A 26,232-nucleotide genomic window follows, 5' to 3' on the forward strand; every position below is an offset into this window, starting at 1 on the left:
ATCCTCAATTTCTTGCAATCCTCGCTACGGACGCTTAAGTCTGACAGGCTGCTAGTGGTTAAGAACCGCTGTTGTTTTTCTAAACAGGGGGTTCTTAACCGAAACAGGTTGTCTTATTTGTAGACTTCCAGCGAGTCAACAGTTATGGAATACAGGGTCTCTGTATACTCGGACTGAGTGGTCTCGACACGCAAAGTACCTACCAGCCAGTATGGGGTGTAGCCTGCCTCCTCGACTTTGATACCCCCTTTGCCTTCTTTGAATTTCACATAAACGGTCTGATTAGGTGGTGGTGGCGGTACGTGGATGCAGGCACCCATTGTTGGTACCAGCAACAACTCTGTCGCTCTTTGATCTTTATCCAGGTTCAGTGGCACGAGGTATCCCGGGATTTTTACCGTGCGCTTGTCCAGCTTTACAACCGGCGTCTGGCCCAGCTTATCCAGGTAAGCGATGACCTCATCTCTCCCCATTTCTCCGGCCTGGTAATTGTTAATGACTTGCTGATCCGGTGCAGGCATCAGCTCGTCCCAGGTGATTTCTATGGCGTCTGCTTTGGTTGTTGGCTTTTCCACCGGCTTGGCCTGAACGGCGACTGCTGGCAGCAAGGTGAGCAGTGTCGTCAGTATAAGGGATTTTCCTGTTTTCATGACGATTTCCTTTTTAGACTCTTATGGTCAGACCATCAGCAAGTGAGTTTTTATAGGCGCGCCAGGCTGGGATCATGCCCAGAACAATGGCACAGGAAATGATTATTCCAGCCAGAGACCATTCAAAGATCCCAGGTGCACTGATGGCCAGGTGCAGCCCCAGAACTTGTTGAACAACAGGCTGAATGGCGAGCAGCAGTCCATACAGTATAAGGAAGCCTAGCAGGGTTCCGGCTACTGCATAAATGACAGATTCAGTAATCATCAGGGTGAAGATATGGATGGGTCTTGCCCCTGCAGAGCGAAGAATGGCCATCTCACGTCGCCTTTCATTCAGAGAAGAGAGGATCGTAGTGAGCATGCCCATCAGACCAGCCAGTACTACCATGACGGAAACGACCAGGAGTGCTTTTTCTGCGGTGCTCACCAGTTGCCAGAGCTCCTGGAGGGCAACGCCGGGCAGAATGGCAGTCATGGCTTCCTGACGGTATTCATTCACTTTCCTCTGGTAGCGGAAAGCGCCAATACGGGATTTCAGGCCGACAAAATAGGCGGTAACACTGGCAGGCTGAAGATCCATAGCCAGCGTCTGATCTGCGGAAACCGAGAATGCGGCAATGGGTGGGGCACCGCTTACCCAGTCGATGTGGAGGGCTTCGATCCCCTCAAGGGAGATCATAATTATCCTGTCCGTGGGAGTGCCTGTTGGTTTGAGAATGCCTGAAACCGTGAAAGGTTTGTCGTCGTGTGACAGCAGGCTCTTACTTTCCACGCCGTGGCTCAGAACAAGGTTGTCACCGATCTCATAGCCAAGGCTGGCAGCGACTTCAGCTCCAAGAACAGCGTCGTACAAGGCCTTGAAAGGCTGACCCCTGGACAATTGCAGTGATTCGTCATCACCGTATCGAAAATGATTAAACATGTCATGGGTTGTACCTACAACCCGATAGCCGCGATGGGAATCGCCCAGAGAAATGGGAACAGACCAGGCAACGTTAGGGTCAGACGTCAGATCCTGATAAGTCTGCCAGGTGATATTGTTGGTGGCATTGCCAACGTGGAAAACAGAATACAACAGAAGATTTATGGAGCTGCTTCTTGCACCCACGATCAAATCGGTACCTGAAACGGTGTTGGTAAAGCTGTTTTTAGCTTCGACCCTTATACGTTCAACGCCCACTAGCAGAGCTACGCTGACAGCAATAGAGAATATCGTCAGCAGGGCGGTTGTTTTTCGGTTTTTAAGACTCTTCAAAGCCAGGCCTAAAATCGACATCAGTCCACCTCTATTGCTTTGCTGGTGGGAGAGGCAGGCGATGGAGGCTGACTGGCCCGGTTGATTTCATTAAGCACTATGCTGCGATCAAATAACGATTCAAGGCTCTGATCGTGGCTGACAAACAACAGAGTGTTCCCCGCTGCTTCACATTCTGCGAACAGCAGATTGATGAACGCTTCCCGGGTGTCCGTGTCCAGGGCTGATGTGGGCTCGTCGGCAATGATCAGGTCAGGCTTGCCAATTAAAGCTCTGGCAGCCGCTACACGCTGCTGCTGTCCAATGCTCAGTTCAGTGACCGGACGATGGAGTAAGGATTCGTCCAGTTCCAGATGCCTGAGAAGACGTCTTGCTTCATCCTGTTCACTGTCAGCCATACTGGCGAGATTGCTTTTGCGCTGTTTGGCAAAACTCAGAGGCAGAGTAACGTTCTCAATCACAGAGAGATAGGGGATCAGATTGAACATCTGGAAGATAAAGCCAATATGATCAGCGCGGAAGAGATCGCGCTGTACCGGTGAAAAACGACTTATGTCGTTTTCTAGTACTTTAACCTGTCCCCGCTCCGCTGTAATGACGCCGCCGAGCAGTCCCAATAAAGTGGTTTTACCGGAGCCCGAAGGGCCTCTGACAAAAGCCTTTTCACCTCTGAATACAGTCAGTTCAGGAATATCCAGAACAGGTATTCCTGCTTTCCAGCTGAACTCAATAGCATTGAGTTCAATAACGTGGGAGCGGGAGTCAGTCATTTTAGAAGCGAACCTCTGGGTTGCTTTTGGTCATTTCGGCAGCCGTCTGACCTTTCTGGGTAAAGCCCTGAACACTTAAGGATTTACTGCGCTCGAACACTTCGAAGATTGAGGTGTTGATGATGTTTAGCTGACCGGGATTGCCACACTCAAAGACGTAGGTGGCTGAAATGTCCATATGCCCGCTATGCCCTTTGTGACCATGTTCATCATGATGATCGTGAGATGCATGCTCATCGTGATGATCGTGAGATACATGCTCGTCATGATCATCATGCTGGCGATCAGCAGAGCTTGTTGCCGCCCTGGCGCTGACCAGTTTGCAGGAGGCGGCAGGGGTCATGCTCCAGAGGTTGGCAGCTTCCAGTTTTTTTAAAGCCTCATGGAGCTGGTGGCGTTGTTTATCGGTAGTAACAGTCTCGAAGCCCAATACATCGTTGGCAGGCATTGTAAGTTCCAGGTGGACTTCTGAGCCTTCGACTGCAAAGTTGAGTTCACCCTGTCCGTGAACATGAGCGTCAACGTGGCGCTGCTCTCCGTCAGCGGCAGAAACAGTCAGGGACAGAACTCCGCAGGCAATACCGGCAGCCAGTTTGGTAAAAGTGTGCATAAAGTCACTCGTCGGATTATTTATCTGAAAAATAGGTTTTTTGGTTGATTGGTGACATCAGATAAAGGCCGGCGGGGCTCGGGTCAGTCTTTTGGTGGGGGTTTCCCAAGAAACGGAACGGGTTCTTTCTACAACGTTGTAGGGAACGAACAACCTGCTTTCTACAGTACACAGGCCCAGAGACGGAGGCGCCTGGGCTGTTAGCTGACAGCCTGCTGAGTGATGCTGGTCCCAATGCCAGTGATCGGCATGATCATTCAGAGAGAGTTGCTGGAATAGACTCTGATAGTTTGAGCTGAAGTCTTTATGGGTATTGTGTGTGTGACTGACGGAATATTGGACAACTAATAAATAAACGACAGAAACCAGACAGAATCGAAGAAGATTCGGTCTGTTTCTGTGGGCAGTGTTTATAAGGCTTATGGTTAGCATTCAGTCGTGTTGTCGAGACCTGTGTCATCATTGCCCGAATTATTCTCTAAAGCGCTAACAAAAAGCAATGCTATAAAACGCAGTCATTTGCGTTTAACCGAACTGTTTACCGTGCGCCTTGATATGAGTTTTTCGAATTAGAGCATGGTTTTAATCAGATTGCGACGAGTTAGCCAGGAAGTAATCAGTACTGCCAGTAAGTGCACGCCAACAAAGTAGTAAAGGCCATTCACTAGCATGGAGTGCCATTCGTAGACACCGTGCTCAAAGCCGAAGTCGGTATCCTGCAGCCACCCGGTAACCGCAGCCAGAGCCAGGATAATCCACATCAGCCAGACTGCAATAGCGCCCATCGGGTTGTGGCCATTTTCTCCCCGCTGTTGGGTTTTCAGCTCATGAAGGTGACGCTTGATGCCCGAGAACGAGGGTTTGATGTCTTCAATGCGAGCGGGTGCGGGGGCGAAAGTCAAGCCATAGAATAGTCTGAGTCCTATCAGGGCAAGGATGATCCAGCCAGAATATTCATGGTACTGTTCCCCCCCTTCAACCAGGAAATAGTTACTGAAAAAGAGCGCTGCAACCGTCCAGTGAATCAACTGAACGGCACGTGGCCATCGAAACCTTTCAGACATTGAACTCTCGATGGTATTTCTTTCTGATATCATTCAGTTTTTTCATTCTTTGTTTGGCCAGATCCAGATCTTTTTGATCGAGGGCTGCCTGAACACCTGCCAGACCGGTCAGCAGTTGATCAATACCTTTCTGGAATGCCTCAGGCGCGTCAGAGTAGCCGGTCTCTCTGGCGTTTTCTGCTTGTTCACGGAATTCAGTTACATAGCTTTGCATGTCTTCAATGGTTTTAGCTGAGCCAGAGCGTTTGAAATTGAAGCCCATTTTTTTCATCTCAGCGTTCAGCTGGTCGGAATGACCTGCGTGATGTGCAGAAGCAGGCATTGATGCCATGAATAAAGCGGACAGTACCAGTGGTATAAAGAGGGCTTTGGCAAGCGATTTCATCGAAACTTTCCGTATAAATATTTCACTCGGGCATCATAATGATTCTGGCGAGAAATAAGAAGGACAGTTGTGTAAACTTTTCGATTTAAGGGCACTGTCAATTAATGGCATGTCATAAAAAGATCTATCTATTTCCGTACATTTTTTACTGGCATAAAATTAGTTTGCTTTTCCTGTTGCCAGATTGTCCCCCTGCTCTTGCCAGTCTTTCAGGCCCCCTTTGAAGTGCATGATGTTGGTATAACCCCGGGCCGCAGCAAAGTCAGCACCGGCAAACCAGGACGTGCACTGTGGGCCACCACAATAAACAACAATGGGGTAATTTTTTAGGGTAGGGAGTCGGCTCTCCAGTGTGGTTTTGTCTGCCAGTGAGTAGGCGCCTGGCAGATGACCCTTGATGAAGGTATCAGCCCTGTTGGTATCCAGCACAAACACTTCTCCAGCATCCATTGCTTTTCGCAGGTTGGGGTATGAAATGGCTGGGTAGTCCTTACTGTAAGTCGAGAGCTTGTCTTCCACAGCCGTGTTCTCTGATGCTACCAATGTGGTGCTCAACAGGATCATAGTGCTAGCCAGCACAAGAGGGCATCTGAACCATCTACCTAACATGGGGCTTCTCCATTTTACTGCTAAAGCCCAGAGTATAGATGGTCGTTCAGAAGTGTGTGTTAGCTGGCTCCGAAGTTCTTTAAAGCCTGGATATAGGGTGAGGCGTGATGATGTGTTTCCAGGACCGACAGAAACGTGCGACCCTCTGGTGTGACAGGGTTTATCTCCAGACCTGTTTCCGAGTAAAAGTGCAGGAATCGTTCGAAGTCTCCGGCCCGAAGTGCACGATAAGCACGGGTCAGAATGTGTAAGGCTCGGTCCACTCCGGCAGGTGGCTCAAGGGTAAGCAGCTCTTTGATTCGTTCATCACTCAGTTCTTCGCCAATGACTTTCTGTTTGTCTTTTTTCATTGTTATACCCGATAGCTTTGACAATTTGACGGCATTGTACACGATGGGTTTTAAACTTTCAGGAACCTATATCTCAATGCTTTTATCAGGATTGTCGGAAATGTGGCGGATAAGGCATTTATAGCGGGTCAGGTGCACTGAATTATTCCGAAATGATATAAATTCTTCGAATAAGCATCTCAACTATGGATGATACTTAAATATATAAAGGAATAGACTGAAAGATTTAAGAGGAAGCAGGGATGTCAGTAACAGGTTCAGTAGGGGGGCAAAGTCCGATACAGACGGGTCAGCAGGGTTCTCATGAGGTTATAGAGAAAGCTGGTCCAAAAGCCCAAGGCCTGAATCGCAGTGTCGAAGTGCGTAATCATCCGAACTATTTGCCTCCCTCTCCACCATTGCATAGCGAGTTGCAGCAGTCAGTTCCTCCGGACACTTCACTCCATGAACGCAAGGGCGAAGCAGTAGAGGGTAAAAAGCACTTAGAAAAAGAGTCATCAGGCACTGCCAGCCCGGATAAGGTCAATGTCAAACGAGTCCTGAAGCAAAAGGTGGCTCATGTTTATGGAGAGTTGAAGCGTTTCTTCAAGCACGAAAACTGGAAGCCTGTGCCACGGGAATTGATTGATGGTGTTCGCAATAAAAGTTTGAAGCAGGATCTTACCACCAGAAATGACAAGGTAGAGCAATTGGCCGAGCTCAAAGGAAAAGCCAATGCCCTTGAGAAAAAACTGGTGGATTTTGATCAAAAGTACGCCAAATCACTGGAACTTTATGACAAGAGGGAAGCCCCTCCTAAAGAGGGTAAGTTTCCGGCCCCGGATGGAAAAACCTACGACTTTTCCAAGGCACAACTTTTTAATGAACGAAAGGAAATGTTGAACAATTTCAGAGACGCATTCAATAATGATGCCGGTTTCCAGAGTTACGACTCTGATGTAAGAGAGTTAAGAAGTACACAAGACAAGAGAGCCGAGCTGAAAGGGGAAATCAGGGAGCTAAGTCGATCCCTGAAGCTAAGGGTTGATTCCGCGGCATCGGAGAAAATTGAGTTCCGCCATCAACAACTCGACCGCCAGATGCAGGGCATTCAGCAGAAGGCTAATAAGAAAGTTAGTCAGAAATATAATGAGTACCGGGCAGAAATAACAAAATTGAGCAAAGCCGTAGTGGATAAAAAAGAAGAGCTGGCTGTCCAGAAAAGGGAGCATCAGCATAGGAGGGACTTTGAGATCCCGGCTTTGAAAGACAAGCTTAAGACGATCAATAACATGGCCCGACAGCGGCTTGCTGAAATTAATGACAACAAGTCATTGACTCCAGAGCAGAAACAGTCGGTCAAAAAGCGAGTGGTGGCCTCACTCAGTAAGCAGAGAGATAAGTTTGAAGGAGAGTTAAAGGTTCTTGAAGGCAAGGTTAAGGCTTATTCCAGTGACAGGGCTGCGCTAAAGCGAGAATACTCCGCTGCTATTTATATTAAGGCTGAGGCCAGTCAGGGAAAGGATTTTAAAAAAGAGATAGATGAAATTAGCAGGGGGCGGAAACATCAAGAGAAGGAAGTGCTTGAAGAGCGCAAGGCCGTTCCTAAGGACGTTGAACGGGAGCGTGCGGCGCTCAAGAAAAGTCTGCAGGGAAGAATGAACTCTACCGGAATTAAAAATCGTTGAACCAGTTTGCTGTCAGGTTTCCAGGTAAACTGGTTCAGTTGACTCAGTGATCAGTGACCCTTCAAAGCAAAAATGCCGTTGGCATTCCGCCAGTAACCCTGATAATCCAGTCCGTAACCAAAAATATAACGATCTTCAATTTCAAGACCGCAGAAGTCTGCCTTGAGGCCGGAGCGTGCTTTTCGGTCGTGCAGCTTGTCAACCAGAACAGCAGTCAGAACCTGCTCTGCACCCTGTTCCTTGCAGAAGTCGACAATAGCGTCCAGAGTGTGACCCTCGTCAAGAATGTCATCAACGATCAGAATCGTTCTGCCTTTCATGTCCTGTGAAGGGCGAACTTTCCAGTCCAGGTGGCCACCGGTTAATTGATCACGGTAGCGTGTGGCGTGCACGTATGAGGCTTCCAGGGGGAACTGCAGGTGGGTCAGCAGCTTTCCAGTAATGACCATGCCACCATTCATTACGCAGTAAACCAGTGGATTACTGCTGGACAGCTGTTCAGTAATAGCGCTGCCCATGTTCTTGATGGCTTCTTCTATCTGTTGTTCATTGTAAAGGCAGTCTGCCTCGTCGAGGACTTGCTGTATATGGTCGAGATCAACAGACATAGGATGGGAACCTCGTGGTAATTACTGGTAACGGGTCATTGGCTAACGACTGGCTTCTCCAGACCTTTTTGGTGGACAAGATTCGAGGCAGTGTAGACAAAAGTTGAACCGTCTAAAAAAGAGGGCAACGATACCTAGATTAGATGTGAACAGCAAGTTATAGCTTCACTCTGGTTGGGTGTGAGAAAAACTTGTAGGTGGGGTCGCAGAGGCTGTGTAAAAATAGGACCGTTTATGCCCGTGAAGTGGGTAGATTCAGTATTAACTGGAAGGCATCGGTAACTGACATGAGTGTACGTGAAATCAAGCACCCTCTGGTACAGCACAAGCTGGGCATTTTGCGCACCAAGGGTATCAGTACAAAAGGGTTTCGGACACTGGCTAATGAAGTGGGGTCGATGCTGACTTATGAAGCGACCAAAGACTTTGAGCTGGAAGATCATGTGATTCATGGCTGGGCCGGAGACGTCACTGTCAAACAGATCAAAGGTAAGAAAATCACTATTGTACCCATCCTCAGAGCAGGTCTGGGTATGATGGACGGAGTGCTTGATCTGGTGCCGAGTGCCCGGGTCAGTGTCGTAGGTCTCTATCGGGATGAAGAAACTCTTGAGCCGGTTCCTTACTTCGAAAAGCTGGTTAAGGACATCGATGAGCGCATTGCCCTGGTGCTGGACCCTATGCTGGCTACCGGTGGTTCTATGATTGCTACTATCGATATGCTCAAGAAAGCTGGCTGTAGGGAAATTCGCTGTCTGGTGCTGGTAGCGGCTCCGGAAGGTATCGAGAAAGTGCTTGCAGCACATCCGGATGTCACTCTCTTTACTGCGTCAGTGGATGATTGTCTGAATGAGCATGGCTATATCATGCCGGGTCTGGGTGATGCCGGAGATAAAATCTTCGGAACCAAATAGTGCTGAGAAAGCTTTCAGGGATGCAGTAAGTAATCAGTAGTTAAGATAAAAATTCCTTGTCGTTTATTTTTCCGTCGTAATGATCCGGGCTTTCTTCAGAGGCTTCGGATTCTGTGTGAGTTTCAATTTATAAGAGGCTAATTATGACTGATATAAACCTGTCAGATGATAGGATGCCGGCATGGCGGCAGATCCTGATGGGGGGACAGATGCTGTTTGTCGCCTTCGGTGCTCTGGTACTGGTGCCCTTGTTGACAGGGCTGGACCCCAATGTTGCTTTCTTTACCGCGGGTATTGGTACTCTGATATTCCAGTTGTGTACCAAGCGACAGGTGCCTATTTTTCTGGCCTCTTCTTTTGCCTTTATTGCGCCCATTACCTTTAGTGTTCAAAGTTGGGGGCTGCCTGCAACCCTGGGTGGTATGGTGGCAGCGGGCCTGTTTTATGTAGTGCTCAGCTTCATCATTCGCCTTAGGGGCAGCGGTATCCTTTATCGACTGTTTCCGCCAGTGGTAGTGGGGCCGGTGATCATGGTCATTGGTCTTGGGCTGGCGCCAGTTGCCGTTGATATGGCCAGTGGCGGTGACAGTTCCTCGATTGACGACAGTACCTCTCTGTTGCTGGCGGGCGTCACTCTGGTGGCAACACTGGCCATTTCCACTATGGCCGGTGGTATCTTTAAACTGATTCCGGTTTTGTGTGGAATCGGTGCTGGCTATATTGTTGCGTTGTTTATGGGAGTTGTCGATTTTCAGCCGGTCATTGATCGTCCATGGTTTGCTATTCCCGCGTTCACAGCCCCGGAGTTTAACTGGAATGCCATCCTGTTTATGGTGCCGGTGGCTATTGCTCCAGCCATTGAACATATTGGCGATATGCTGGCGATCAGTTCGGTTACCGGAAAGAAATACCTGGAAAAGCCCGGTCTGAAAAATACCCTGATGGGCGATGGTTTTGCTACTTCTGCTGCTGCAATGTTGGGTGGCCCTCCCAATACTACCTATTCAGAAGTCACCGGTGCGGTCATGCTGACAAAAGCTTTCAACCCTAAAATCATGACTTGGGCTGCAGTTATAGCCATTGCAGTGGCGTTTATCAGCAAAATCGGTGGCTTTCTGGCTACGATTCCAACGCCGGTGATGGGAGGAATCATGATGTTGCTGTTCGGTTCTATTGCCGTTGTCGGCCTGAGTACCATGATCAAGGCTCAGGTGGATCTGGGTAAACCTCGCAATCTGGTGATTGTCTCAGTTGTTCTGGTGTTTGGTATTGGTAATCTGGCTTTGTCGTTTGATGGGTTCACTCTGAAAGGGGTCAGCCTCTGTGCCATCACTGCCGTTTTACTGAATGCGATACTGCCTCATGCCGACAAGGAAGATAAGTTTCAGTCTTCAGATGTCTGAATTCAAGTGTTCCTGCCGGACAAGCTTATTTTACATTGATTCTGTCCAGCTCGGCATCAGATTCAAATAGCATGGATTCAGCTTCATCCAGATCATTGGCAATAGCGATGTATCGGGAGACACCCGTCAGATCCAGCAATGATCGAATAGGTCTTGAAACATTGCAAAGCGTGAGGCTGTGAAGCAGTGTTAATGTATTTCGAGTGTTGAGTAATACTCTCAGGCCTTCACTGCTGATACTGAATAGCTGTGAGCAGTCCAGGATCAGATGACGATTACCCTCAAAGGTGGCGGCTTCGATAGCGCGATCGAGCATTTGTGAGGTAACGGCGTCCACTTTACCTTCTACTTCCAGCAGGGTGTAATTGTAGTGATCTTCCAGATTGATGGATAAAGCCATAGTATTACTCCTTTAAAAATGGCTGTTTTGTTGGAGGATATCCTAAGACCTATTGGCAGGAAGTGGTATAACAAGCTTGACAGTATTGCTGACAATTTCAGATGAGCAGGTTTTGCTGGTAGGTCTTTTGGTGGGTGTGGCTATTCCAGTGGGGCAGCAGGTTTTAGATCTGCTGACTTTTCTCAATGAATTTTGAGCAATAAAAAGGGGTGCACTATCACCCCTTTTTAAATGTCATATCAGAGGGCTAGCCAGCGCTGTAGAAAGTCGCTGAGCCAGGTCCAACCGGCAGGCCCATTACAAAGACCCAGACGAAGAACAATACACTCCAGCCAATCACGAAGAACATGGAGTAAGGCAGCATCATGGAGATCAGGGTGCCAATGCCGAGGTCTTTCTTATAGCGTGAAGCAAACGCAACGATCAGGCCAAAGTAACTCATCATTGGCGTGATGATATTGGTGACTGAGTCACCGATACGGTATGCGGCTTGAATGACTTCAGGAGCGTAGCCCACCAGCATCAACATTGGCACAAAGATGGGTGCAGTAACGGCCCACTGGGCAGAAGCGGAGCCAATCATCAGGTTCACAAAACCACACATCAGAATGAAGACGACGAACAGCAGTGGTCCGGTCAGGCCGATGTTCTGGAGGAACTCGGCACCCAGCACCGCAAAGATGGTTCCCAGGTTGGTCATGCCGAAGAAAGCGACAAACTGAGCAGCAAAGAATACCAGGACAATGTACATGCCCATGGTGCTCATGCTCTTGGACATGCAGTCGATCACGTCTCTGTCATTCTTGACGGTGCCTACTGTTTTACCGTAGACAAAGCCAGGAATCGCAAAGAAGATCAGAATCATGGCAACAATGCCCTTCAGGAATGGAGAGCCTGCAACAGCACCTGTTTCAGGGTGTCTGAGTACGCCCCACTCTGGAACAATGGTCAGAGCCATCACACCCACCAAGACCAGCAATGCCAGTCCGGCCCGTTTCAGGCCGCGCCTCTCAAGGTCAGTGACTTCTTCCATTTTGTCTTCAGAAAGATCAACAGAAGCTTCCGATTCGTTATACTGGCCCAAACGAGGCTCAATGATCTTATTAGTGACCCAGGTACCCACGAAGGTGATCAGGAAGACACTGACAGACATGAAGTACCAGTTAGCTTCAGGACCTACGACATAAGCCGGGTCAATCATTCTGGCGGCAGTTTCAGTGATGCCGGACAGCAGTGGGTCAACGGTACCCAGCAGCAGGTTGGCGCTATAGCCACCGGAAACACCGGCAAAAGCGGCAGCCAGACCGGCCAGAGGGTGTCTTCCCAGCGAGTGGAAGATCATCGCCGCCAGAGGAATAACAACCACGTAGCCCAGCTCAGAAGCAGTATTGGACAGAATACCGGCAAACACAACGATCATGGTTACGGTGTTACGGGATGCCTTCATCACCAGTGAGCGAACCAGTGCACTGAGCAATCCGGAGTGTTCTGCGATAGCCACGCCCATGAGCGCTACCAGCACGGTGCCCAGAGGCGCAAAGCCGGTGAAATTGGTGACCAGCTTGGTCACAATCATTCGCAGACCATCACCTGTCAGCAGGTTAACGACATGAATCATGCCATCTGCTGCACGGCCTGCAACGCCTTCCGGACGGGGGTCAACAACACTCAGACCTGCCCATGAGGCGATACCACTGATGATAACAATACCAACAGCAAACAGGGCAAACAGGGTGATTGGATGGGGTAACAGGTTACCCAGCCACTCTACAGTAGCGAGGAAACGGTCAAAGGCGGTGCGATTATTGTTGCTGTTATTTGCATCACCTGTTGGGAGAGTTTCGGACTGGTACGACATACTTCCGCTCCAAACAGTTTTAGTAGGTTTTAGCCAGCGTCTTTACTTTTAGTTTTGACAGCCTGACCATAAGTAACACTCATTCGTTAAATGGTTGTGGTTGTGGTCTTTTAGCGAATAAGTGCGACGGATAAGTCAGGCAAATGGCCCTGACAAAAAGATAAGCTGGACTAATTTCCCAGAAAATCGGCCGGCATGATACTCTGAAACAGGATTTTTTTACAAATTTAGTTATAAATATTTATTTTTTATTTGGTTTGAATCTTATTTTAAAAGACGTTGGTCAAGTAAATTGAAAAGCTTATGCCCTTGTTATGCCAGTGACGGGGATCTTTTAGAGGTGAGCATGGCAAGTAAATCTTCCTCAGTGCAGCTAATCGTGAGTAAGGTCATCTTGTCGATGAATGGTCAGAGCCTGTAACGCCTTGATTATACTTAGGAAGTAATTTTGTAGGTAAGGAGTGCGGGCATGAACGCCGGGCGTAATAAATCTCACACAGACGGTCAACCTCCCAGGCCAATGGATACAGGCAATGCGCCTCATTCAAGGGGCGCATCAGGTAGTTCGGCAGCTTTCAATACTCGCAATGTGACAAGGGAGGAAGACCTTCCCTGTAAACTGACTGTTTACCTCGACTATGGCCATAGTTTTGTCAGGCTTGAAAACAAAGAAAGAGGCGTCAACATTGCCCGTGGTCTCTATCCATACAGGCCTCATGTGACCATTGAACAAGAAGTTTCACCATTGGAGATGCAAGAAGAGTCTGATGAGCTGGAAAAGCACTCTGCATATACTTCTTTACTTTTTCAAGAGGTTAAGCCAGCCAGCAGTGTGTCCGAGAGAGCTATCTTATCGGTTAATGGATCTAGTGAGATTTTTCGTGGATTGTATTCTTATGAAGACTCTGTGCACGTGTTGGATGAAGTCGAGAGCTATAAAGACCTTAAAGGTATTGATCATATCCCTAAAGTCACTTTCTTCATTTCCCGGAAAGAGGCTTTGGAGGTGGAGAAATACATCTCGCAATACACCGATGCTTGCGAAAAAAAAGAGGAAAGTTGTTTATATAAATTGATTGGGTTTAATTGTATTGATTTTGCTCAGGAAGTTTTTTCAAAAACCGGTTATCCCGGACATTATATTCAATATTTCACGCCTTCCCTTCTGGCTCACGACTGTGGCTATGCGACACTCTATGCAGCAGGCTGCCATCCAGTAGTCAAAAATACCGCTTCGATAGGTGGGACACTGATGTTGGCAGTCGTCGTTGGCAAATACGCAGTTCCCAAAATGAAGGAAACTGCCAGAATGGTTGGCAGCTGGATGTGTGGATGGGTGTGGCCTGAGCAGCCGGCAGTTGCTGCGAAACAGGAAGATGTGAATGAGTTGAAGCAGCTTCATAGCAGTGTTAAATCTACCAACCTATTCTGTGAGACGTTCTGGGAAGGTTGTAAGGAAAGAGATGCCCAAGCGAAAAGGCTGATCAGTGACAGTATTGATCTGCAGGCACGTTTTGATGATCTGGAAGAGCTGATCAAAACGGAGGGTTATCGTGGAAGAAATCAATCATTTATCTATGAAGAGCTTCAGAGTATTCAGGACGGTTTCACTGAATTCTTCAAGCAGGCTACTGATATGAAGAGTGCTAAAAACAGCAAAGAGTGAGTGGATTAATCTCTTTCATATAGTTCCATTTTTACAATGCTGTATCTGTATTCCCCGATTTTCTTCTATGTCTTTTCCGATAGCTTCTATCCTGTACATTTGATTTCCCAGTCAGTGAGCAAGCTTGATGAAAGAGTTCAGTTCCCTTCTGGCTATCCTTGTTGGGGTGAGTATCTTTGCAGCTGCAGATTCGCCCTTGCCGGGTGCTTCTGGAAAACGACAAAGTACGGAGCCTATTCCCGTATACACCAACCCTCCTACGACCTGTCCCTTGAATGCCTTTGATCAGTGTTCGCCTCTTAAACTATTGACCTGGAATGTGAACCTGATGACATCCTATGACTTTTTCGAGTTCTTGATGTGGTGGTTTGGTGGTCAAGACATGAACGACCCGGAAATCAGGGCTGAAGAAATCACCCAGTACATGGTCAAGAGGGATTATCACATTGTCGTACTTCAGGAAATGGGTGATCAGTATCTTAGAGATGTTGTCAATAAGGGCATGAGAGAGGCGGGGTATTATATGACGCCTGTTTTGGGTGAAGGATGGAAATGGCTGCTGTATGGCAGGCTATTCAATGGCGGGGTCATGGTTTACAGCAAGGCGCCGATTCTGGAGATGCGTGAATTTGTCTTTCCTATGCCGGCAGGTAATCAGGGCTGGTGTGCCGTCGGTGCCTGGTATATCAAAGTGCCTACCCGTAGTGGGAATCTACATGTGTTCGGTCTCCATTTGCAAACGGTGCAAAATAATGCCGACAATGAATACAAAGGTCTGGTCAAGCATTATGATTATCTTGGGAAAGTGAAGAATCAATTGAATATACCCAGCCATGAAGCGGTTATTTACATGGGAGACTTCAATTCTGATGCAGGCAGACAGGACGGAGAAGCCGTAGGGGATGAATATTTTCAAATTCTGCTGGAAACTCTGGTCAGTCGTCAGGCAGCCGATTTTGTCAAGACCTCTCTACCGTATTCCTTTGACATCTATGAAAATGAAATGGCCAAGGGGAAGGGCCCTTACCGGGGTACCCTGGATAATATTCTTTGCGACAAGAGACATGTCTGTCCAGTGAGTGGTTACATGACAATTCTCCAGGCCAATCAATCACGAAGCCGATTAGGTGTGATGTCTGATCATTATCCCGTTGAGGGTATTTTGTACTTCACTCATTATTAAGTCTTTGAATGTAATATCCCCCGCCCCCTGGGCGAGGTAGCTGGTATTCTTTGGGTTTTTATTCGGCTATCAGGCGTCCAGCTTCTCCTTGAGCATTTGGTTAACCATACCCGGGTCAGCCTTGCCTTTTGAGGCCCTCATGGCCTGACCGACAAAGAAGCCGATCATCTTGCTACGCTTTTCAGGAGGCGCAGCGCGATAGTTTTCGACTTGTTGGGCATTGGCAACAAGCACTTCGTCGATCATAGATTCAATGGCATCGGTGTCAGTTACTTTCCTGAGATCTTGTTTCTCAATGATTTCATCTGCATTTTTACCGTCGCCTTTCCACAGGGCCTCAAAGACCTGCTTGGCGACCTTGCCAGTGATAGTGTTGTCTTTGATGCGGGTAATCAGGCCTGCCAGCATGTCAGCGGTGACCGGGCTCTCTGAAATGCCAATGCTGTTGGCGTTCAGGGACTTGGATACTTCGCCCAGAACCCAGTTGGAAGCCAGTCTGGCATCGCCACTGATGTTCGCAGCAGTTTCGAAGAAAGCAGCTGTCGCCTGATCGCCTGACAGAATTTCAGCATCCACTTCACTCAGCCCCAAGTCACTGACAAAGCGGGCTTTTTTAGCATCTGGCATTTCTGGCATTTCAGCACGGAGCTTTTCCAGACGGCTGTCTTCGATCAGAACTGGCAGCAGGTCGGGGCAGGGGAAGTAACGGTAATCGTTGGCTTCTTCCTTGCTGCGCATGGAGCGGGCTTCATCGGTGTCGCCGTTGTAGAGACGGGTTTCCTGAATGACGTCACCACCGTCTTCTATCAGGTCGATCTGACGTTCCACTTCTTTCAGGATTGCTGCTTCCATGAATTTGAAGGAGTTCAGGTTCTTTGTTTCAGTGCGGGTACCGAGTTCTTTCTGGCCCTTTGGACGTACAGAGACGTTTACATCAAAGCGCATGGAGCCCTGTGACATTTCACCATCGCAGATGCCCAGGGTGGTTACGATGGAGTGCAGTTTTTTGGCGAAGGCCACGGCTTCTTCTGCGTTACGCATGTCGGGTTCTGTTACAATCTCAATCAGAGGTGTGCCAGCACGGTTCAGGTCGATGCCGGACATGCCGTGGTAATCTTCATGCAGACTCTTGCCTGCATCTTCTTCCAGATGGGCGTGATGAATGCGAACTGTTTTGGTCGAGCCATCTTTCAGAGTAATCTCAACGTGACCTGCACCGACAATGGGCTTCTCCAACTGAGTTGTCTGGTAGCCTTTTGGCAGATCGGGATAGAAGTAGTTCTTACGTTCGAAAACATTAACTTTGTTGATCTCGGCATCAATGCCCAGACCAAATTTGATGGCCATGTTGATGGCTTCTTCGTTCACTACCGGCAAAACACCGGGCAGACCCAGATCGACAGCACAGGCCTGAGTGTTGGGTTCGGCACCGAAAGCGGTAGAAGCGCCGGAGAAAATCTTGGTTTTCGTGGCAAGCTGAACGTGAATTTCCAGCCCGATAACGGTTTCCCATTGATCCGTTGACAGTGGCCAGTTATCAGTTTTCAGTTGGCTCGGAGTTGTTTGAGACACTTTTCAAATCCTCGAAATTTAATCCGCTGCAAACTGTGTCTCAGGAGGTAAACCTGAAGCACAATCTACTGAGTACTGTTAACTATTAATCGGGAGCTGTTTATGAAAGTCGGTAGCTTGCTGGAAACGGTGGGCGGCGTTCAGCAGTCGGGACTCATCAAAGTGACGGCCAATCATCTGCAAACCGACTGGACGGCCGTTGGCCATTCCGGCTGGAACCGACATGCCGGGCAGGCCCGCAAGATTAACAGACAGGGTGTAAATATCGGACAGATACATGGCAATAGGATCGTCGCTCTTCTCGCCAATGTTGAAGGCAGAAGTCGGAGCGTTAGGACCCATGATGATGTCACACTGTTCAAAAGCATTCATAAAGTCATCACGGATCAGGCGACGAATCTTTTGGGCTTTCTTGTAGTAGGCATCGTAGTAACCTGCAGACAGCGCGTAAGTACCCACCAAAATACGACGTTTGACTTCTTCACCAAAACCTTCACTGCGGCTGCGTTTGTACATATCCATCAGGTCTTCAGGGTTTTCACATCGGTGACCAAAACGGGCACCGTCGAAGCGAGACAGGTTTGAGGAAGCTTCAGCCGGAGCAATCACGTAATAAGAAGGAATGGATAGCTCCAGGTTAGGCAGGCTGACTTCTTTGACCCTCGCACCCAGCTTTTCATACTCGGCAACGGCGTCACGCACACGTTGTTCAACTTCAGAATCGAGGCCCGTTGAAAAATATTCTTTTGGTAAACCAATCGTCAGGCCTTCCAGGGAATCATTCAAATGAGCTGTGTAATCGGGTACTTCACGATCCAGACAAGTGGAATCACGGTGATCAAAGCCGGCCATTACATTCAGCATCAGGGCGGCATCTTCGGCAGTCCGGGTCATTGGACCTGCCTGATCAAGACTGGATGCATAAGCAATCATGCCGTAACGGGATACACGACCGTAGGTAGGCTTAAGACCCGTGATACCACAATGAGATGCTGGCTGACGGATAGAGCCGCCAGTGTCAGTGCCCGTAGCGCCGGCTGCCAGTCTGGCTGCAACACAGACTGCAGAACCGCCGGAGGAGCCGCCGGGAATGGCCTGGGTATCCCAAGGGTTTTTCACAGCACCATAGTAGCTGTTTTCGTTGGAGGAACCCATGGCGAACTCGTCCATGTTGGTTTTACCCAGCATGACAGAACCGGCTTCCTTGAGTTTATGGGTAACCGTTGATTCATAAGGTGCTATAAAGTTGTCCAGAATTTTGGAGCCGCAAGTCGTTTTAACACCTTCTGTACAAAATAGATCCTTGTGGGCCAGAGGAATACCGGTCAGCGCCGAGGCATCGCCTGTTGCACGACGTTCGTCGGCAGCCTTGGCTTGTTCCAGTGCCAGATCTTCGGTCACTGTTATGTAGCTGTTGTAGTTGCCGTCTAGCTTTTTGATTCGGTCAAGGTAGAGCTGGGTCAGCTCAAGACTGGACAGTTCGCCGTTGGCCAGGGCCCGGCTTTGTTCTGAGAGTGATTTGTCGTACATGATTCTGGGTAATCGCTTTAAATCAGGGTAAGGGGTTGAGGCTGCTGCTTGGCATCAAGTCAGCTCACTCAATCACTTTTGGAACCAGGAACAGTCCGTCTTCAACGACCGGCGCACAGCTCTGCAGCTGCTCGCGATTATTCTCTTCAGACACCACGTCTTTGCGCAGGCGCTGGGTGGCATCCAATGGGTGAGCTAAGGGTTCCACGTGATCGGTTTTAACCATCTGCATCTGGTCAACCAGTTCGAGAATGCGATTGATGGTATCGGCAGTCGTCTCTAACTGGCTTTCATCTATGGATAATCGTGCCAAATTGGCAACCTTCTGAATTTCAGAGGCATCAACGGCCATGGTTATCTCCGAATTCGGGCTTTAGAAGCGGTCATAACCAGCTTTCCCTGCTTTTGTGAGGCAAGCAGAGCGCTGGACGTGAGAAATAAAGGCTAAATGTATGGGGTATGAAGGGGAATCTCAAGGTGTAGTCAAGATTAATTCTTGTAGATAGGGTTTCAAGAGCAGGTTTGGGTCGGAACCACAAAGATAACAACGCTTTGTGGTTCCTCAAGGGAGTCAAGCTGCTTGCACATGGGCTTGGGCTTCGAGTTTCTCAACTAATCCAGGTTCCAGTTTCAGCTGTCTCCCCAACTCTTCAAGGTAGGTTTTTTCCATGGTGTTTTGTTCATCTACTACGAGAAGAGAGGCAAGGTAGACCTCAGAGGCTTCTTCAGGGCTGAACACTTCATTGGCAACTTCTACCGGATCAAGAGGTTTTTCCAGTTCCTGTTGCACAAATTGATTCAGTTCTGAAGTGGTTCCCATTGACTCGAAGGCTTTATGAATTCTTTCCCTTTCGGCGTCATCCACGTGGCCATCGGCTTTGGCAGCCGCAATCATGGCCTTGAGAATCACTTGACTTTGTCTCTCCTCATTTTCCGGCATCAGTTCCATATCGCTGGAGTCTTGTTGGTCACCTTCAGACTGATTGGCCCAGCCCTTGTAGGTTTTCAGAGCTAATGCTCCCAGAGCTGCCACACCACCCGCTTCGGCTGCTCTGCCTGCCATGGTGCTGCCTTTTTTGGAGTCAAGGAATAAAGACAACGCACCGCCAGTCAAAGCGCCTTTTCCCAGACCAGAAAATATGGAGCTGCCATCGCTGTCTGATGAAGAGGTGCTCAGTCCTTCCCCCAGTTTGCTTTTACCTTCACTGATCAGGGAAGAACCTGAGCTGAGAACTTGATTAAATAAACCTTTAAAATCCATAACGGCCTCCCGTTTAGATTCTGTTCATAACGAGGGGTACTTTACGCCCGTTCATCTGGTTTGCATGAATAGGCAGAGTAAAGGTTTGTTAGTATCGGGTAAGGATTATTAAAATTCTCAAAATAACCCAATAAGAGGGCGTTAAGTTTCGGGCTTTATATGAGAGATGCGAATAGTGTCTCATTTTTCAACGAGACACCAGATTAGCTAAGATCGTTCAAAAAAAGTGAAACGGAAGCTTAAGATTTTTCATAATATTTCAAAATTATGAATGGCGGCCATTGAGAACGCAAGCTAACTGCATTAGGTTATCCTATGGTCTGTGGTGAATGGCCATGTGGCAATCCTCCATTTTGGCCCTGAATAGCTCGTGTTGGACCATAGAGATTGTGGAATTGTCGCTTGCTCTGAGTACTGTGCATTGATAGAGTTTGCGGCATTTAAAGAAAGCCTTGAATCAAGGTAATACAGAAAATGCTGAAAAGGTTACGGGGTCTGTTCTCCAGCGATTTATCGATCGACTTGGGAACGGCTAACACATTGGTCTATGTCCGCGAAAAGGGAATAGTCCTGAATGAGCCATCGGTTGTGGCCATTCGAAACTGGGGAACACAGAAGAGCGTAGTAGCAGTTGGTGCTGACGCCAAGCGCATGTTGGGAAGAACTCCGGGCAATATCACCGCTATCCGGCCCATGAAAGATGGTGTGATTGCAGACTTTGATGTCTGCGAGCGTATGCTTCAGCATTTTATTAATAAAGTGCATGAGAACAGTTTTATTCAGCCCAGTCCTCGAGTGCTGGTCTGTGTTCCCTGCAAGTCCACCAAAGTGGAACGCAGAGCCATTCGTGAGTCCGTTCTGGGCGCTGGTGCCCGCGAAGTTTATCTGATTGAAGAGCCTATGGCAGCGGCTATTGGAGCCGGTTTGCCAGTAGAGGAGGCTAGTGGTTCCATGGTGGTCGATATTGGCGGTGGTACCACCGAGATCGCCATTATCTCTCTGAGCGGTGTTGTCTATTCCGAATCTGTGAGAGTGGGCGGAGACCGTTTTGATGATGCGATCGTAACCTACGTTCGCCGAAACTATGGTAGCCTTATTGGTGACTCAACCGCTGAGCGCATCAAACAGGAGATTGCGATTGCCTACCCCAGCGATGAGCTGATGGAAATTGACGTCCGTGGTCGTAATCTTGCTGAAGGTATTCCGCGTAGCTTTACCCTGAACAGCAATGAGATTCTGGATGCCCTGCAGGAATCCCTGAGTGCGATTGTTCAAGCGGTTAAAAGTGCGTTGGAACAGTCTCCACCGGAACTGGCTTCCGACATTGCCGAGCGAGGTCTGGTGCTGACTGGTGGTGGTGCCCTGTTGCGTGACCTGGACAAACTGATCAGTGAAGAGACCGGTTTGCCAGTTCTGGTGGCTGAAGACCCACTGACCTGTGTTGCCCGAGGTGGTGGTCGAGCTCTGGAAATGATGGACAAGCATTGCATGGATTTACTGTCTACAGACTGATCATGAGTGGGGCGTTGTTCCAGCCAAACAACAGGCCAAACGGTTATCGTCTGGCCTGTTGTTATGTGTGAAGCCTGTATTTTTGTAACATTAATAGATTGAGTTCTCCTTGCATATCACAGGAGCCAGCCATTAAACCTATATTTAGCCAGCAACAGTCTTTGGCGACGCGCTTTGTTTTTTTGCTGATTATTTCCATCGCGTTGCTGTTTGTTGACCACCGTTCTCATTATCTCTCTGCTGTTCGCTCCTGGCTAACAATGGCGGTTACCCCTCTGCAGTGGATCTCCGATTTGCCCTCCAGAGCTTTTAGCACGGCCGATGAATTGGTAACTTCCCGAAGTGAGCTGCTTGAAGAAAATACCCGGCTGAAAGCCCGTAACCTGATTCTTGAACAAAAAGTTCAGAAGCTGGCATCACTGACTGCTCAGAACCTTCGCCTGAAGGAATTGCTGAATTCATCCGAGCTGGTGGATGAGCAGGTTCTGGTGGCAGAAATCATTGGTGTTGATCCAGACCCCTATGAACATATCGTGACAATCAATAAAGGGTCTACCGATGGAGTATTTAAAGGTCAGGCCATTGTTGATGCTCATGGGGTTATGGGGCAGGTAATTGACGTTAGTCTGGTCAGTAGCCGCGTAATGCTGGTCACAGATACCGCCAGCAGGGTTCCTGTCCAGGTCAATCGCAGTGGCTATCGTGCCATTGCCGTTGGCACGGGCAGTAAGGATTCTGTGGAGCTGGTTCACATATCCGATACAGTGGATATTAAAGAGGGAGACCTTTTGACCAGTTCGGGTCTGGGACAGATTTATCCGGTGGGCTACCCTCTGGGAAAAGTCAGGAAAATAGTGCGTACACCGGGAGAGGCGTTCGCCAAGATTGAGGTTCAGCTGATGGCCGAAGTCAACAGAACCCGGTTCGTTCTGCTGGTCTTCCGTTCCAATGAAGAAGTAGCATCGGAATTGGCACCAGAGGCGAACAAAAAGGAGGGTCTATGAGTATTCAAAAAGCCAATGCTCATTGGATTGTCTGGTTTACCCTGCTGGTTGCTTTCCTGCTGAGTGTTTTACCTCTGCCAGCATGGATCTCCATTGCCAGGCCATCCTGGGTAGTTATGGTGGTTCTTTATTGGGTTTTGGCACTGCCGGAGCGTTTTGGGTTGTTTTTTGCCTTCTTGACCGGCTTGTTGATGGATGTTGTGGTAGGAACAACCTTTGGTCAGAGTTCAATGGGGTTGTTGTTGGTGGCCGTTATCGTACTGAGTCTGCATCGTCGTTTGAGAATGTTCCCCTGGTGGCAGCAGGCCTTTATGGTGTTTGTGATCGTCGGTTTTTATCAACTGCTGAATTTGTGGATTCGCAGTGCCCTGGGGAGAACGCCGCCGACACTCTGGTATCTGGCACCGGCACTGACCAGCGCCGCATTTTGGCCCTGGGTGTCTGCTGTTTTAGGGGCACTGAGGAGAAACTTCAGAGTTACCTGATTATCATGATCTATCTCGCTTCCCAGTCACCGCGCAGGAAAGAACTTCTCCGGCAGATCGGTATTGCCTTTCATCAGATTCATTCCGGGGTTGATGAGACCCCGTTCTCGAGTGAAGCTCCAGAAGCCTATGTTACCCGAATGGCAGAAGAAAAAGCGCTGGCCGGCTGGCGCCGGCTTACATTGGATCAATTGCCACTCAGGCCCGTGCTGGCAGCGGATACTGCAGTGATTCTGGGAGTGAAAATACTCGGTAAACCCGAAAATGAGTCACAAGCCTGTGATATGCTGTTGTCATTGAGTGGGAATAGCCATGAGGTATTCACAGCAGTTGCGGTCACTGATGGTAATAGTCTATCCGTGAAACTGTCCAGAACAGTGGTCAGAATGACTGCTTTTGACCGGAAAGTGGCTGAAGCCTACGTGGCCACCGGTGAGCCTATGGATAAAGCCGGTGCGTACGGTATTCAGGGAAAAGGAGCCGTTCTGGTAGAAAGCATTTCAGGAAGCTACACCGGTGTGGTGGGTTTGCCCGTGAAGGAAACCGTAGCCCTACTTCAGAATCTGGGCATTAGCCCATGGCACCCTCAGTTAGTAAAAAACTGATTAGAAAGAATCTCGGGAGACTGTTTAACAGCAGCTTTCCTGCCAGGCAGTGTTCCTCCGGGTCTGGTAAAACGTTTTCAGGTATTTATTTCGTTTATTTGGTTTTTCTGGCAGGACGGGATTGTTATTTAAGAATCGGCAGCCCTTCGGATTTAAGGCCAAGATGGCTTTAAGTCATACAGGCTTCCGTAATACAGTTTCCTGATCGACTGACCAGTTTAAGGGGAAGGGAATGAGTGAAGAGATTCTGATGAATATCACGCCAATGGAATCGCGAGTGGCGCTGGTTGAAAATGGGGTACTTCAGGAAGTCTATATTGAAAGAGCCTGCAGTCGAGGCATTGTCGGTAATATCTACAAAGGTAAAGTTGTCCGGGTCCTTCCGGGAATGCAGGCCGCTTTTGTGGATATCGGTCTTGAAAGGGCTGCTTTTATTCATGCCAGTGAAATTGCCCCCCGCAACGAGAGAGACAATGATGATCAGTCGGAGCGCCCGATTGTTGAACTCGTTCATGAAGGTCAGTCGCTGGTTGTTCAGGTCACCAAAGATCCTCTGGGGACCAAAGGTGCCCGCCTGACTACACACATCTCTATCCCGGCCCGTTATCTGGTGCTCATGCCCCATAATAATCATGTGGGTATTTCTCTGCGTATTGATGATGCAGAAGAACGCGAGCGTCTCAGAAAGCTGGTTGAAGAGGGCATGAAGTGCGACGGAGAAGATGAGAAAGGCGGCTTTATTCTCAGGACAGCAGCTGAAGGTATCACCGAGGCAGAAGTGAAGGCTGATATTCTTTTCCTGAGACGGCTATGGCAGACCATTGAAGAAACGGTCAGGGAAAATACTGCACCGGCCACGATTTATGAAGATTTGCCGCTGCACCTGAGAACGATGCGTGACTTGGTGGAGCCGGATATTGAGAAAATCCGAATTGATTCCAGGGAGACTTTCAATAAGGTATCCAAGTTTGTCAAAAAACTGGTGCCTCTGGTGGATGGCAGGGTTGAATATTACCCGGGAGAGCGTCCTATTTTTGACCTGTTTGGGGTCGAAGACGAAATTAACAAGGCGCTCAGTCGCAAGGTGCAATTGAAATCAGGCGGTTACCTGATTATCGATCAGACTGAGGCTATGACCACGATTGATGTAAACACGGGGGCTTTCGTGGGTCATCGTAACCTCGAGGAAACTATCCTTAAGACCAATCTGGAAGCTTCTGTAGCCATTGCCCGGCAGTTACGATTACGCAATCTGGGAGGCATTATTATTATCGATTTTATCGATATGGAAGACCCTGAGCATCAGAGACAGGTTCTGAGAACTTACGAAAGGTCTCTGGAGAAAGATCACGCCAAAACCAATATCACCGGAGTCAGTGAGCTGGGGCTAGTGGAAATGACCCGTAAGAGAACACGGGAGTCACTGGAAAATGTACTGTGTGAACCCTGTCCAACATGCGATGGTCGTGGCACACTGAAAACAGCTGAGACGGTGTGCTATGAAATTTTCAGAGAAATTCTTCGAGCCGTTCGTGCATACGACAGCCAGAGTTACACGGTTCTGGCGTCTGAGCATGTAGTCGACCGCCTGCTGGATGAAGAATCCAGTAACGTAGCAGATCTCGAAGAGTTTATTCAAAAACCGATTCGTTTCCAGGTTGAACCCATATACAGCCAGGAACAGTTTGATGTGGTGCTGGTATAAACGGGAATAGGAACGCGTCAATGAAAAACAGATGGCCTGGTATTTCATGAGGTCAGATTCAAGGCTGGTAACTTACCTCAAGTCTACCGCTATATGGAGTTTCCGCCTGGTCATGGCGGCCCTTCTGTTTATGGTATTGCTGGTTGCAGGGGCCCGAATCTTTATCGGATGCCTGCCTTTTTTTCAAGACCATCTTGTTGAATATCTTAACGACACACTCGATACCTCATTCGCTATCGATCAGCTGGAGACCAACTGGGCTGGCGGCAGTCCTACTGTCAGCATCAAAGGCTTGTCGCTTCAGGGGAATACTTCTGAAGCCCCCGGCTTTGCTATTGAGCGCCTTGATCTTGAGTTGGATTTGAAAGCCAGTCTGATGAACCGGGCTCCGGTCTTTACCTATCTGGAAGCAGAGGGTGTTACCCTGGCCATACAGAGTGACAGTGATGGCGTGTGGTCGCTCAGGGGAGTTCAATACATCCGCGATGATGGCAAGGGCCTTAACCTGCACAAAACTCTGGAGTTTTTGCAGCTTCAAGAGCACATTGATGTCACCAACTTTTCCCTCACCATGCAGCCTTTTGGCAGCGAGCCGTTAATTCTCGATACCCGCTACTTTTTCATGGTTAAGGAAGAGTCAGAGCTGAGGCATCTTCAGACCCGGATTGTGACTCAACAAGGGGCTCTGGAATTCAAAGCGCTCGGCAAGGGGATTCAAAGAAAGGACATGGCCTGGTCCGGGCTGATCAAGACTGATGCACTGGATCTGGCTCCCTGGACTGCGCTCATTTCACAAGGTGCTCTTCAGTTAAAAAGCGCTGAGTTAAAAAACGCCTATTTGCAAACCGCTCAGTTGAATCTGGAGGCCGACTGGGAATATCTTGATGGTCAATGGCAGTTGCAGGGAGATCTGAATCTGCCAGCCATTGTCTACCATAAAGGTCAGCAAGTGCTACCGGATGTTTCTCTATCCACTGAACTCTCACTGAGCAGCGATTATCTGGTTGGGAGTACAGATTGGAAGCTTGGGTTGAAAAATCTGAGCCTGACATCCGGCGATCATGCGTTTGGTCTTAACATCAAGATTCATGGCAAAAGGGGTAGAGAGTCGATTTACACGACTTCGGTAAGCTCTGTTGATCTGGCAGCCCTTAAATCTTTTCTGG

The 26,232-nt window shown here is 48.7% G+C and carries 26 protein-coding genes; 11 read left to right on the forward strand and 15 right to left on the reverse strand.

Annotated elements, in window-relative coordinates; translation table 11 throughout:
- Positions 1 to 113: 113 nt before the first annotated feature.
- The 8 genes from KDK18_RS04895 to KDK18_RS04930 form a co-directional block, all read right to left on the reverse strand.
- Positions 114 to 650 (reverse strand): DUF3299 domain-containing protein, encoded by a 537-nt coding sequence (locus tag KDK18_RS04895; RefSeq protein ID WP_257253610.1) that lies wholly within the window; start codon positions 648 to 650, stop codon positions 114 to 116.
- Positions 651 to 663: 13 nt separating this feature from the next.
- Positions 664 to 1,926 carry an ABC transporter permease gene (locus KDK18_RS04900; protein WP_257253611.1) on the reverse strand — a complete coding sequence of 421 codons (1,263 nt, stop codon included), beginning with the start codon at positions 1,924 to 1,926 and terminating at the stop codon, positions 664 to 666.
- Positions 1,926 to 2,675 carry an ABC transporter ATP-binding protein gene (locus tag KDK18_RS04905; RefSeq protein ID WP_257253612.1) on the reverse strand — a complete coding sequence of 250 codons (750 nt, stop codon included), beginning with the start codon at positions 2,673 to 2,675 and terminating at the stop codon, positions 1,926 to 1,928. Before KDK18_RS04905 ends, KDK18_RS04900 begins: the two co-directional genes overlap by 1 nt.
- A 1-nt stretch (position 2,676) precedes the next feature.
- The gene (locus KDK18_RS04910) at positions 2,677 to 3,285 is read right to left on the reverse strand and encodes a DUF2796 domain-containing protein (RefSeq protein ID WP_257253614.1); all 609 of its coding nucleotides are present in this window, start codon (positions 3,283 to 3,285) and stop codon (positions 2,677 to 2,679) included.
- 569 nt (positions 3,286 to 3,854) lie between these two features.
- Positions 3,855 to 4,349, reverse strand: a complete 495-nt coding sequence (locus KDK18_RS04915) for a cytochrome b/b6 domain-containing protein (protein WP_257253615.1) — start codon at positions 4,347 to 4,349, stop codon at positions 3,855 to 3,857.
- Positions 4,342 to 4,734: a cytochrome b562 gene (locus KDK18_RS04920; protein ID WP_257253616.1), complete on the reverse strand. Its 393-nt coding sequence runs from the start codon at positions 4,732 to 4,734 to the stop codon at positions 4,342 to 4,344. The genes KDK18_RS04915 and KDK18_RS04920 overlap by 8 nt, the downstream gene beginning before the upstream one ends.
- Before the next feature lie 159 nt (positions 4,735 to 4,893).
- Complete coding sequence (locus tag KDK18_RS04925; RefSeq protein WP_257253617.1) at positions 4,894 to 5,298, reverse strand: rhodanese-like domain-containing protein; 405 nt, start codon at positions 5,296 to 5,298, stop codon at positions 4,894 to 4,896.
- A 104-nt stretch (positions 5,299 to 5,402) separates the two neighbouring features.
- The gene (locus KDK18_RS04930; RefSeq protein ID WP_257253619.1) at positions 5,403 to 5,693 is read right to left on the reverse strand and encodes a PA4642 family protein; all 291 of its coding nucleotides are present in this window, start codon (positions 5,691 to 5,693) and stop codon (positions 5,403 to 5,405) included.
- Positions 5,694 to 5,935: 242 nt separating this feature from the next.
- Here KDK18_RS04930 and KDK18_RS04935 point away from each other — a divergent pair, with 242 nt between their 5' ends.
- Complete coding sequence (locus KDK18_RS04935) at positions 5,936 to 7,360, forward strand: hypothetical protein (protein WP_257253621.1); 1,425 nt, start codon at positions 5,936 to 5,938, stop codon at positions 7,358 to 7,360.
- Between the two features lie 50 nt (positions 7,361 to 7,410).
- Here the strand turns inward: KDK18_RS04935 and KDK18_RS04940 are convergent, their stop codons facing one another.
- A complete protein-coding gene (locus KDK18_RS04940) occupies positions 7,411 to 7,968 on the reverse strand; it encodes a hypoxanthine-guanine phosphoribosyltransferase (RefSeq protein WP_257253622.1) in 558 nt (185 codons plus the stop codon).
- Positions 7,969 to 8,255: 287 nt separating this feature from the next.
- Here KDK18_RS04940 and upp point away from each other — a divergent pair, with 287 nt between their 5' ends.
- Complete coding sequence (upp, locus tag KDK18_RS04945) at positions 8,256 to 8,882, forward strand: uracil phosphoribosyltransferase (protein ID WP_257253624.1); 627 nt, start codon at positions 8,256 to 8,258, stop codon at positions 8,880 to 8,882.
- 143 nt (positions 8,883 to 9,025) lie between these two features.
- Complete coding sequence (locus KDK18_RS04950; RefSeq protein WP_257253625.1) at positions 9,026 to 10,285, forward strand: uracil-xanthine permease family protein; 1,260 nt, start codon at positions 9,026 to 9,028, stop codon at positions 10,283 to 10,285.
- Positions 10,286 to 10,310: 25 nt separating this feature from the next.
- On the opposite strand, the gene KDK18_RS04955 is transcribed toward KDK18_RS04950, so the two are convergent.
- Together KDK18_RS04955 and KDK18_RS04960 are read right to left on the reverse strand one after the other, a co-directional pair.
- Entirely contained in the window at positions 10,311 to 10,685 is a 375-nt protein-coding gene (locus KDK18_RS04955; RefSeq protein WP_257253626.1) for an STAS domain-containing protein, read from the reverse strand.
- Positions 10,686 to 10,932: 247 nt separating this feature from the next.
- Positions 10,933 to 12,543, reverse strand: coding sequence for an AbgT family transporter (locus tag KDK18_RS04960; RefSeq protein ID WP_257253628.1), 1,611 nt, complete (start codon positions 12,541 to 12,543; stop codon positions 10,933 to 10,935).
- 469 nt (positions 12,544 to 13,012) lie between these two features.
- Here KDK18_RS04960 and KDK18_RS04965 point away from each other — a divergent pair, with 469 nt between their 5' ends.
- Positions 13,013 to 14,209, forward strand: coding sequence for a hypothetical protein (locus KDK18_RS04965; RefSeq protein WP_257253630.1), 1,197 nt, complete (start codon positions 13,013 to 13,015; stop codon positions 14,207 to 14,209).
- Between the two features lie 127 nt (positions 14,210 to 14,336).
- Complete coding sequence (locus KDK18_RS04970; protein ID WP_257253631.1) at positions 14,337 to 15,392, forward strand: endonuclease/exonuclease/phosphatase family protein; 1,056 nt, start codon at positions 14,337 to 14,339, stop codon at positions 15,390 to 15,392.
- A 69-nt stretch (positions 15,393 to 15,461) separates the two neighbouring features.
- On the opposite strand, the gene gatB is transcribed toward KDK18_RS04970, so the two are convergent.
- The 4 genes from gatB to KDK18_RS04990 all read right to left on the reverse strand — a co-directional run bounded on the left by gatB (position 15,462) and on the right by KDK18_RS04990 (position 19,755).
- Positions 15,462 to 16,964: an Asp-tRNA(Asn)/Glu-tRNA(Gln) amidotransferase subunit GatB gene (gene gatB / locus KDK18_RS04975; protein WP_257253632.1), complete on the reverse strand. Its 1,503-nt coding sequence runs from the start codon at positions 16,962 to 16,964 to the stop codon at positions 15,462 to 15,464.
- A gap of 78 nt (positions 16,965 to 17,042) precedes the next feature.
- The gene (gatA, locus tag KDK18_RS04980) at positions 17,043 to 18,494 is read right to left on the reverse strand and encodes an Asp-tRNA(Asn)/Glu-tRNA(Gln) amidotransferase subunit GatA (RefSeq protein ID WP_257253633.1); all 1,452 of its coding nucleotides are present in this window, start codon (positions 18,492 to 18,494) and stop codon (positions 17,043 to 17,045) included.
- A gap of 64 nt (positions 18,495 to 18,558) precedes the next feature.
- Positions 18,559 to 18,846 carry an Asp-tRNA(Asn)/Glu-tRNA(Gln) amidotransferase subunit GatC gene (gatC, locus tag KDK18_RS04985; RefSeq protein ID WP_257253635.1) on the reverse strand — a complete coding sequence of 96 codons (288 nt, stop codon included), beginning with the start codon at positions 18,844 to 18,846 and terminating at the stop codon, positions 18,559 to 18,561.
- 219 nt (positions 18,847 to 19,065) lie between these two features.
- Entirely contained in the window at positions 19,066 to 19,755 is a 690-nt protein-coding gene (locus tag KDK18_RS04990) for a tellurite resistance TerB family protein (RefSeq protein WP_257253636.1), read from the reverse strand.
- Between the two features lie 474 nt (positions 19,756 to 20,229).
- Here KDK18_RS04990 and KDK18_RS04995 point away from each other — a divergent pair, with 474 nt between their 5' ends.
- The 6 genes from KDK18_RS04995 to KDK18_RS05020 all read left to right on the forward strand — a co-directional run.
- The gene (locus KDK18_RS04995; RefSeq protein ID WP_257253637.1) at positions 20,230 to 21,267 is read left to right on the forward strand and encodes a rod shape-determining protein; all 1,038 of its coding nucleotides are present in this window, start codon (positions 20,230 to 20,232) and stop codon (positions 21,265 to 21,267) included.
- Between the two features lie 98 nt (positions 21,268 to 21,365).
- Positions 21,366 to 22,271: a rod shape-determining protein MreC gene (mreC, locus tag KDK18_RS05000; RefSeq protein WP_257253638.1), complete on the forward strand. Its 906-nt coding sequence runs from the start codon at positions 21,366 to 21,368 to the stop codon at positions 22,269 to 22,271.
- Entirely contained in the window at positions 22,268 to 22,756 is a 489-nt protein-coding gene (mreD, locus tag KDK18_RS05005) for a rod shape-determining protein MreD (RefSeq protein ID WP_257253639.1), read from the forward strand. The genes mreC and mreD overlap by 4 nt, the downstream gene beginning before the upstream one ends.
- Positions 22,757 to 22,761: 5 nt before the next feature.
- The gene (locus KDK18_RS05010; RefSeq protein WP_257253640.1) at positions 22,762 to 23,361 is read left to right on the forward strand and encodes a nucleoside triphosphate pyrophosphatase; all 600 of its coding nucleotides are present in this window, start codon (positions 22,762 to 22,764) and stop codon (positions 23,359 to 23,361) included.
- A 232-nt stretch (positions 23,362 to 23,593) separates the two neighbouring features.
- A complete protein-coding gene (gene rng / locus KDK18_RS05015; RefSeq protein ID WP_257253641.1) occupies positions 23,594 to 25,066 on the forward strand; it encodes a ribonuclease G in 1,473 nt (490 codons plus the stop codon).
- 112 nt (positions 25,067 to 25,178) lie between these two features.
- Positions 25,179 to 26,232: hypothetical protein (locus KDK18_RS05020; RefSeq protein ID WP_257253642.1), on the forward strand; the 1,054-nt coding region annotated here is incomplete at its 3' end.

This window comes from Endozoicomonas sp. SESOKO3 (assembly GCF_024606255.1).

Excerpts from the sequence above, each read along its gene's own strand:
- KDK18_RS04895 (WP_257253610.1), bottom strand. The coding sequence starts at position 650 with ATGAAAACAGGAAAATCCCTTATACTGACGACACTGCTCACCTTGCTG.
- KDK18_RS04900 (WP_257253611.1), bottom strand. The coding sequence starts at position 1,926 with ATGTCGATTTTAGGCCTGGCTTTGAAGAGTCTTAAAAACCGAAAAACA.
- KDK18_RS04905 (WP_257253612.1), bottom strand. The coding sequence starts at position 2,675 with ATGACTGACTCCCGCTCCCACGTTATTGAACTCAATGCTATTGAGTTC.
- KDK18_RS04910 (WP_257253614.1), bottom strand. The coding sequence starts at position 3,285 with ATGCACACTTTTACCAAACTGGCTGCCGGTATTGCCTGCGGAGTTCTG.
- KDK18_RS04915 (WP_257253615.1), bottom strand. The coding sequence starts at position 4,349 with ATGTCTGAAAGGTTTCGATGGCCACGTGCCGTTCAGTTGATTCACTGG.
- KDK18_RS04920 (WP_257253616.1), bottom strand. The coding sequence starts at position 4,734 with ATGAAATCGCTTGCCAAAGCCCTCTTTATACCACTGGTACTGTCCGCT.
- KDK18_RS04925 (WP_257253617.1), bottom strand. The coding sequence starts at position 5,298 with ATGATCCTGTTGAGCACCACATTGGTAGCATCAGAGAACACGGCTGTG.
- KDK18_RS04930 (WP_257253619.1), bottom strand. The coding sequence starts at position 5,693 with ATGAAAAAAGACAAACAGAAAGTCATTGGCGAAGAACTGAGTGATGAA.
- KDK18_RS04935 (WP_257253621.1), top strand. The coding sequence starts at position 5,936 with ATGTCAGTAACAGGTTCAGTAGGGGGGCAAAGTCCGATACAGACGGGT.
- KDK18_RS04940 (WP_257253622.1), bottom strand. The coding sequence starts at position 7,968 with ATGTCTGTTGATCTCGACCATATACAGCAAGTCCTCGACGAGGCAGAC.
- upp (WP_257253624.1), top strand. The coding sequence starts at position 8,256 with ATGAGTGTACGTGAAATCAAGCACCCTCTGGTACAGCACAAGCTGGGC.
- KDK18_RS04950 (WP_257253625.1), top strand. The coding sequence starts at position 9,026 with ATGACTGATATAAACCTGTCAGATGATAGGATGCCGGCATGGCGGCAG.
- KDK18_RS04955 (WP_257253626.1), bottom strand. The coding sequence starts at position 10,685 with ATGGCTTTATCCATCAATCTGGAAGATCACTACAATTACACCCTGCTG.
- KDK18_RS04960 (WP_257253628.1), bottom strand. The coding sequence starts at position 12,543 with ATGTCGTACCAGTCCGAAACTCTCCCAACAGGTGATGCAAATAACAGC.
- KDK18_RS04965 (WP_257253630.1), top strand. The coding sequence starts at position 13,013 with ATGAACGCCGGGCGTAATAAATCTCACACAGACGGTCAACCTCCCAGG.
- KDK18_RS04970 (WP_257253631.1), top strand. The coding sequence starts at position 14,337 with ATGAAAGAGTTCAGTTCCCTTCTGGCTATCCTTGTTGGGGTGAGTATC.
- gatA (WP_257253633.1), bottom strand. The coding sequence starts at position 18,494 with ATGTACGACAAATCACTCTCAGAACAAAGCCGGGCCCTGGCCAACGGC.
- gatC (WP_257253635.1), bottom strand. The coding sequence starts at position 18,846 with ATGGCCGTTGATGCCTCTGAAATTCAGAAGGTTGCCAATTTGGCACGA.
- KDK18_RS04990 (WP_257253636.1), bottom strand. The coding sequence starts at position 19,755 with ATGGATTTTAAAGGTTTATTTAATCAAGTTCTCAGCTCAGGTTCTTCC.
- KDK18_RS04995 (WP_257253637.1), top strand. The coding sequence starts at position 20,230 with ATGCTGAAAAGGTTACGGGGTCTGTTCTCCAGCGATTTATCGATCGAC.
- mreD (WP_257253639.1), top strand. The coding sequence starts at position 22,268 with ATGAGTATTCAAAAAGCCAATGCTCATTGGATTGTCTGGTTTACCCTG.
- KDK18_RS05010 (WP_257253640.1), top strand. The coding sequence starts at position 22,762 with ATGATCTATCTCGCTTCCCAGTCACCGCGCAGGAAAGAACTTCTCCGG.
- rng (WP_257253641.1), top strand. The coding sequence starts at position 23,594 with ATGAGTGAAGAGATTCTGATGAATATCACGCCAATGGAATCGCGAGTG.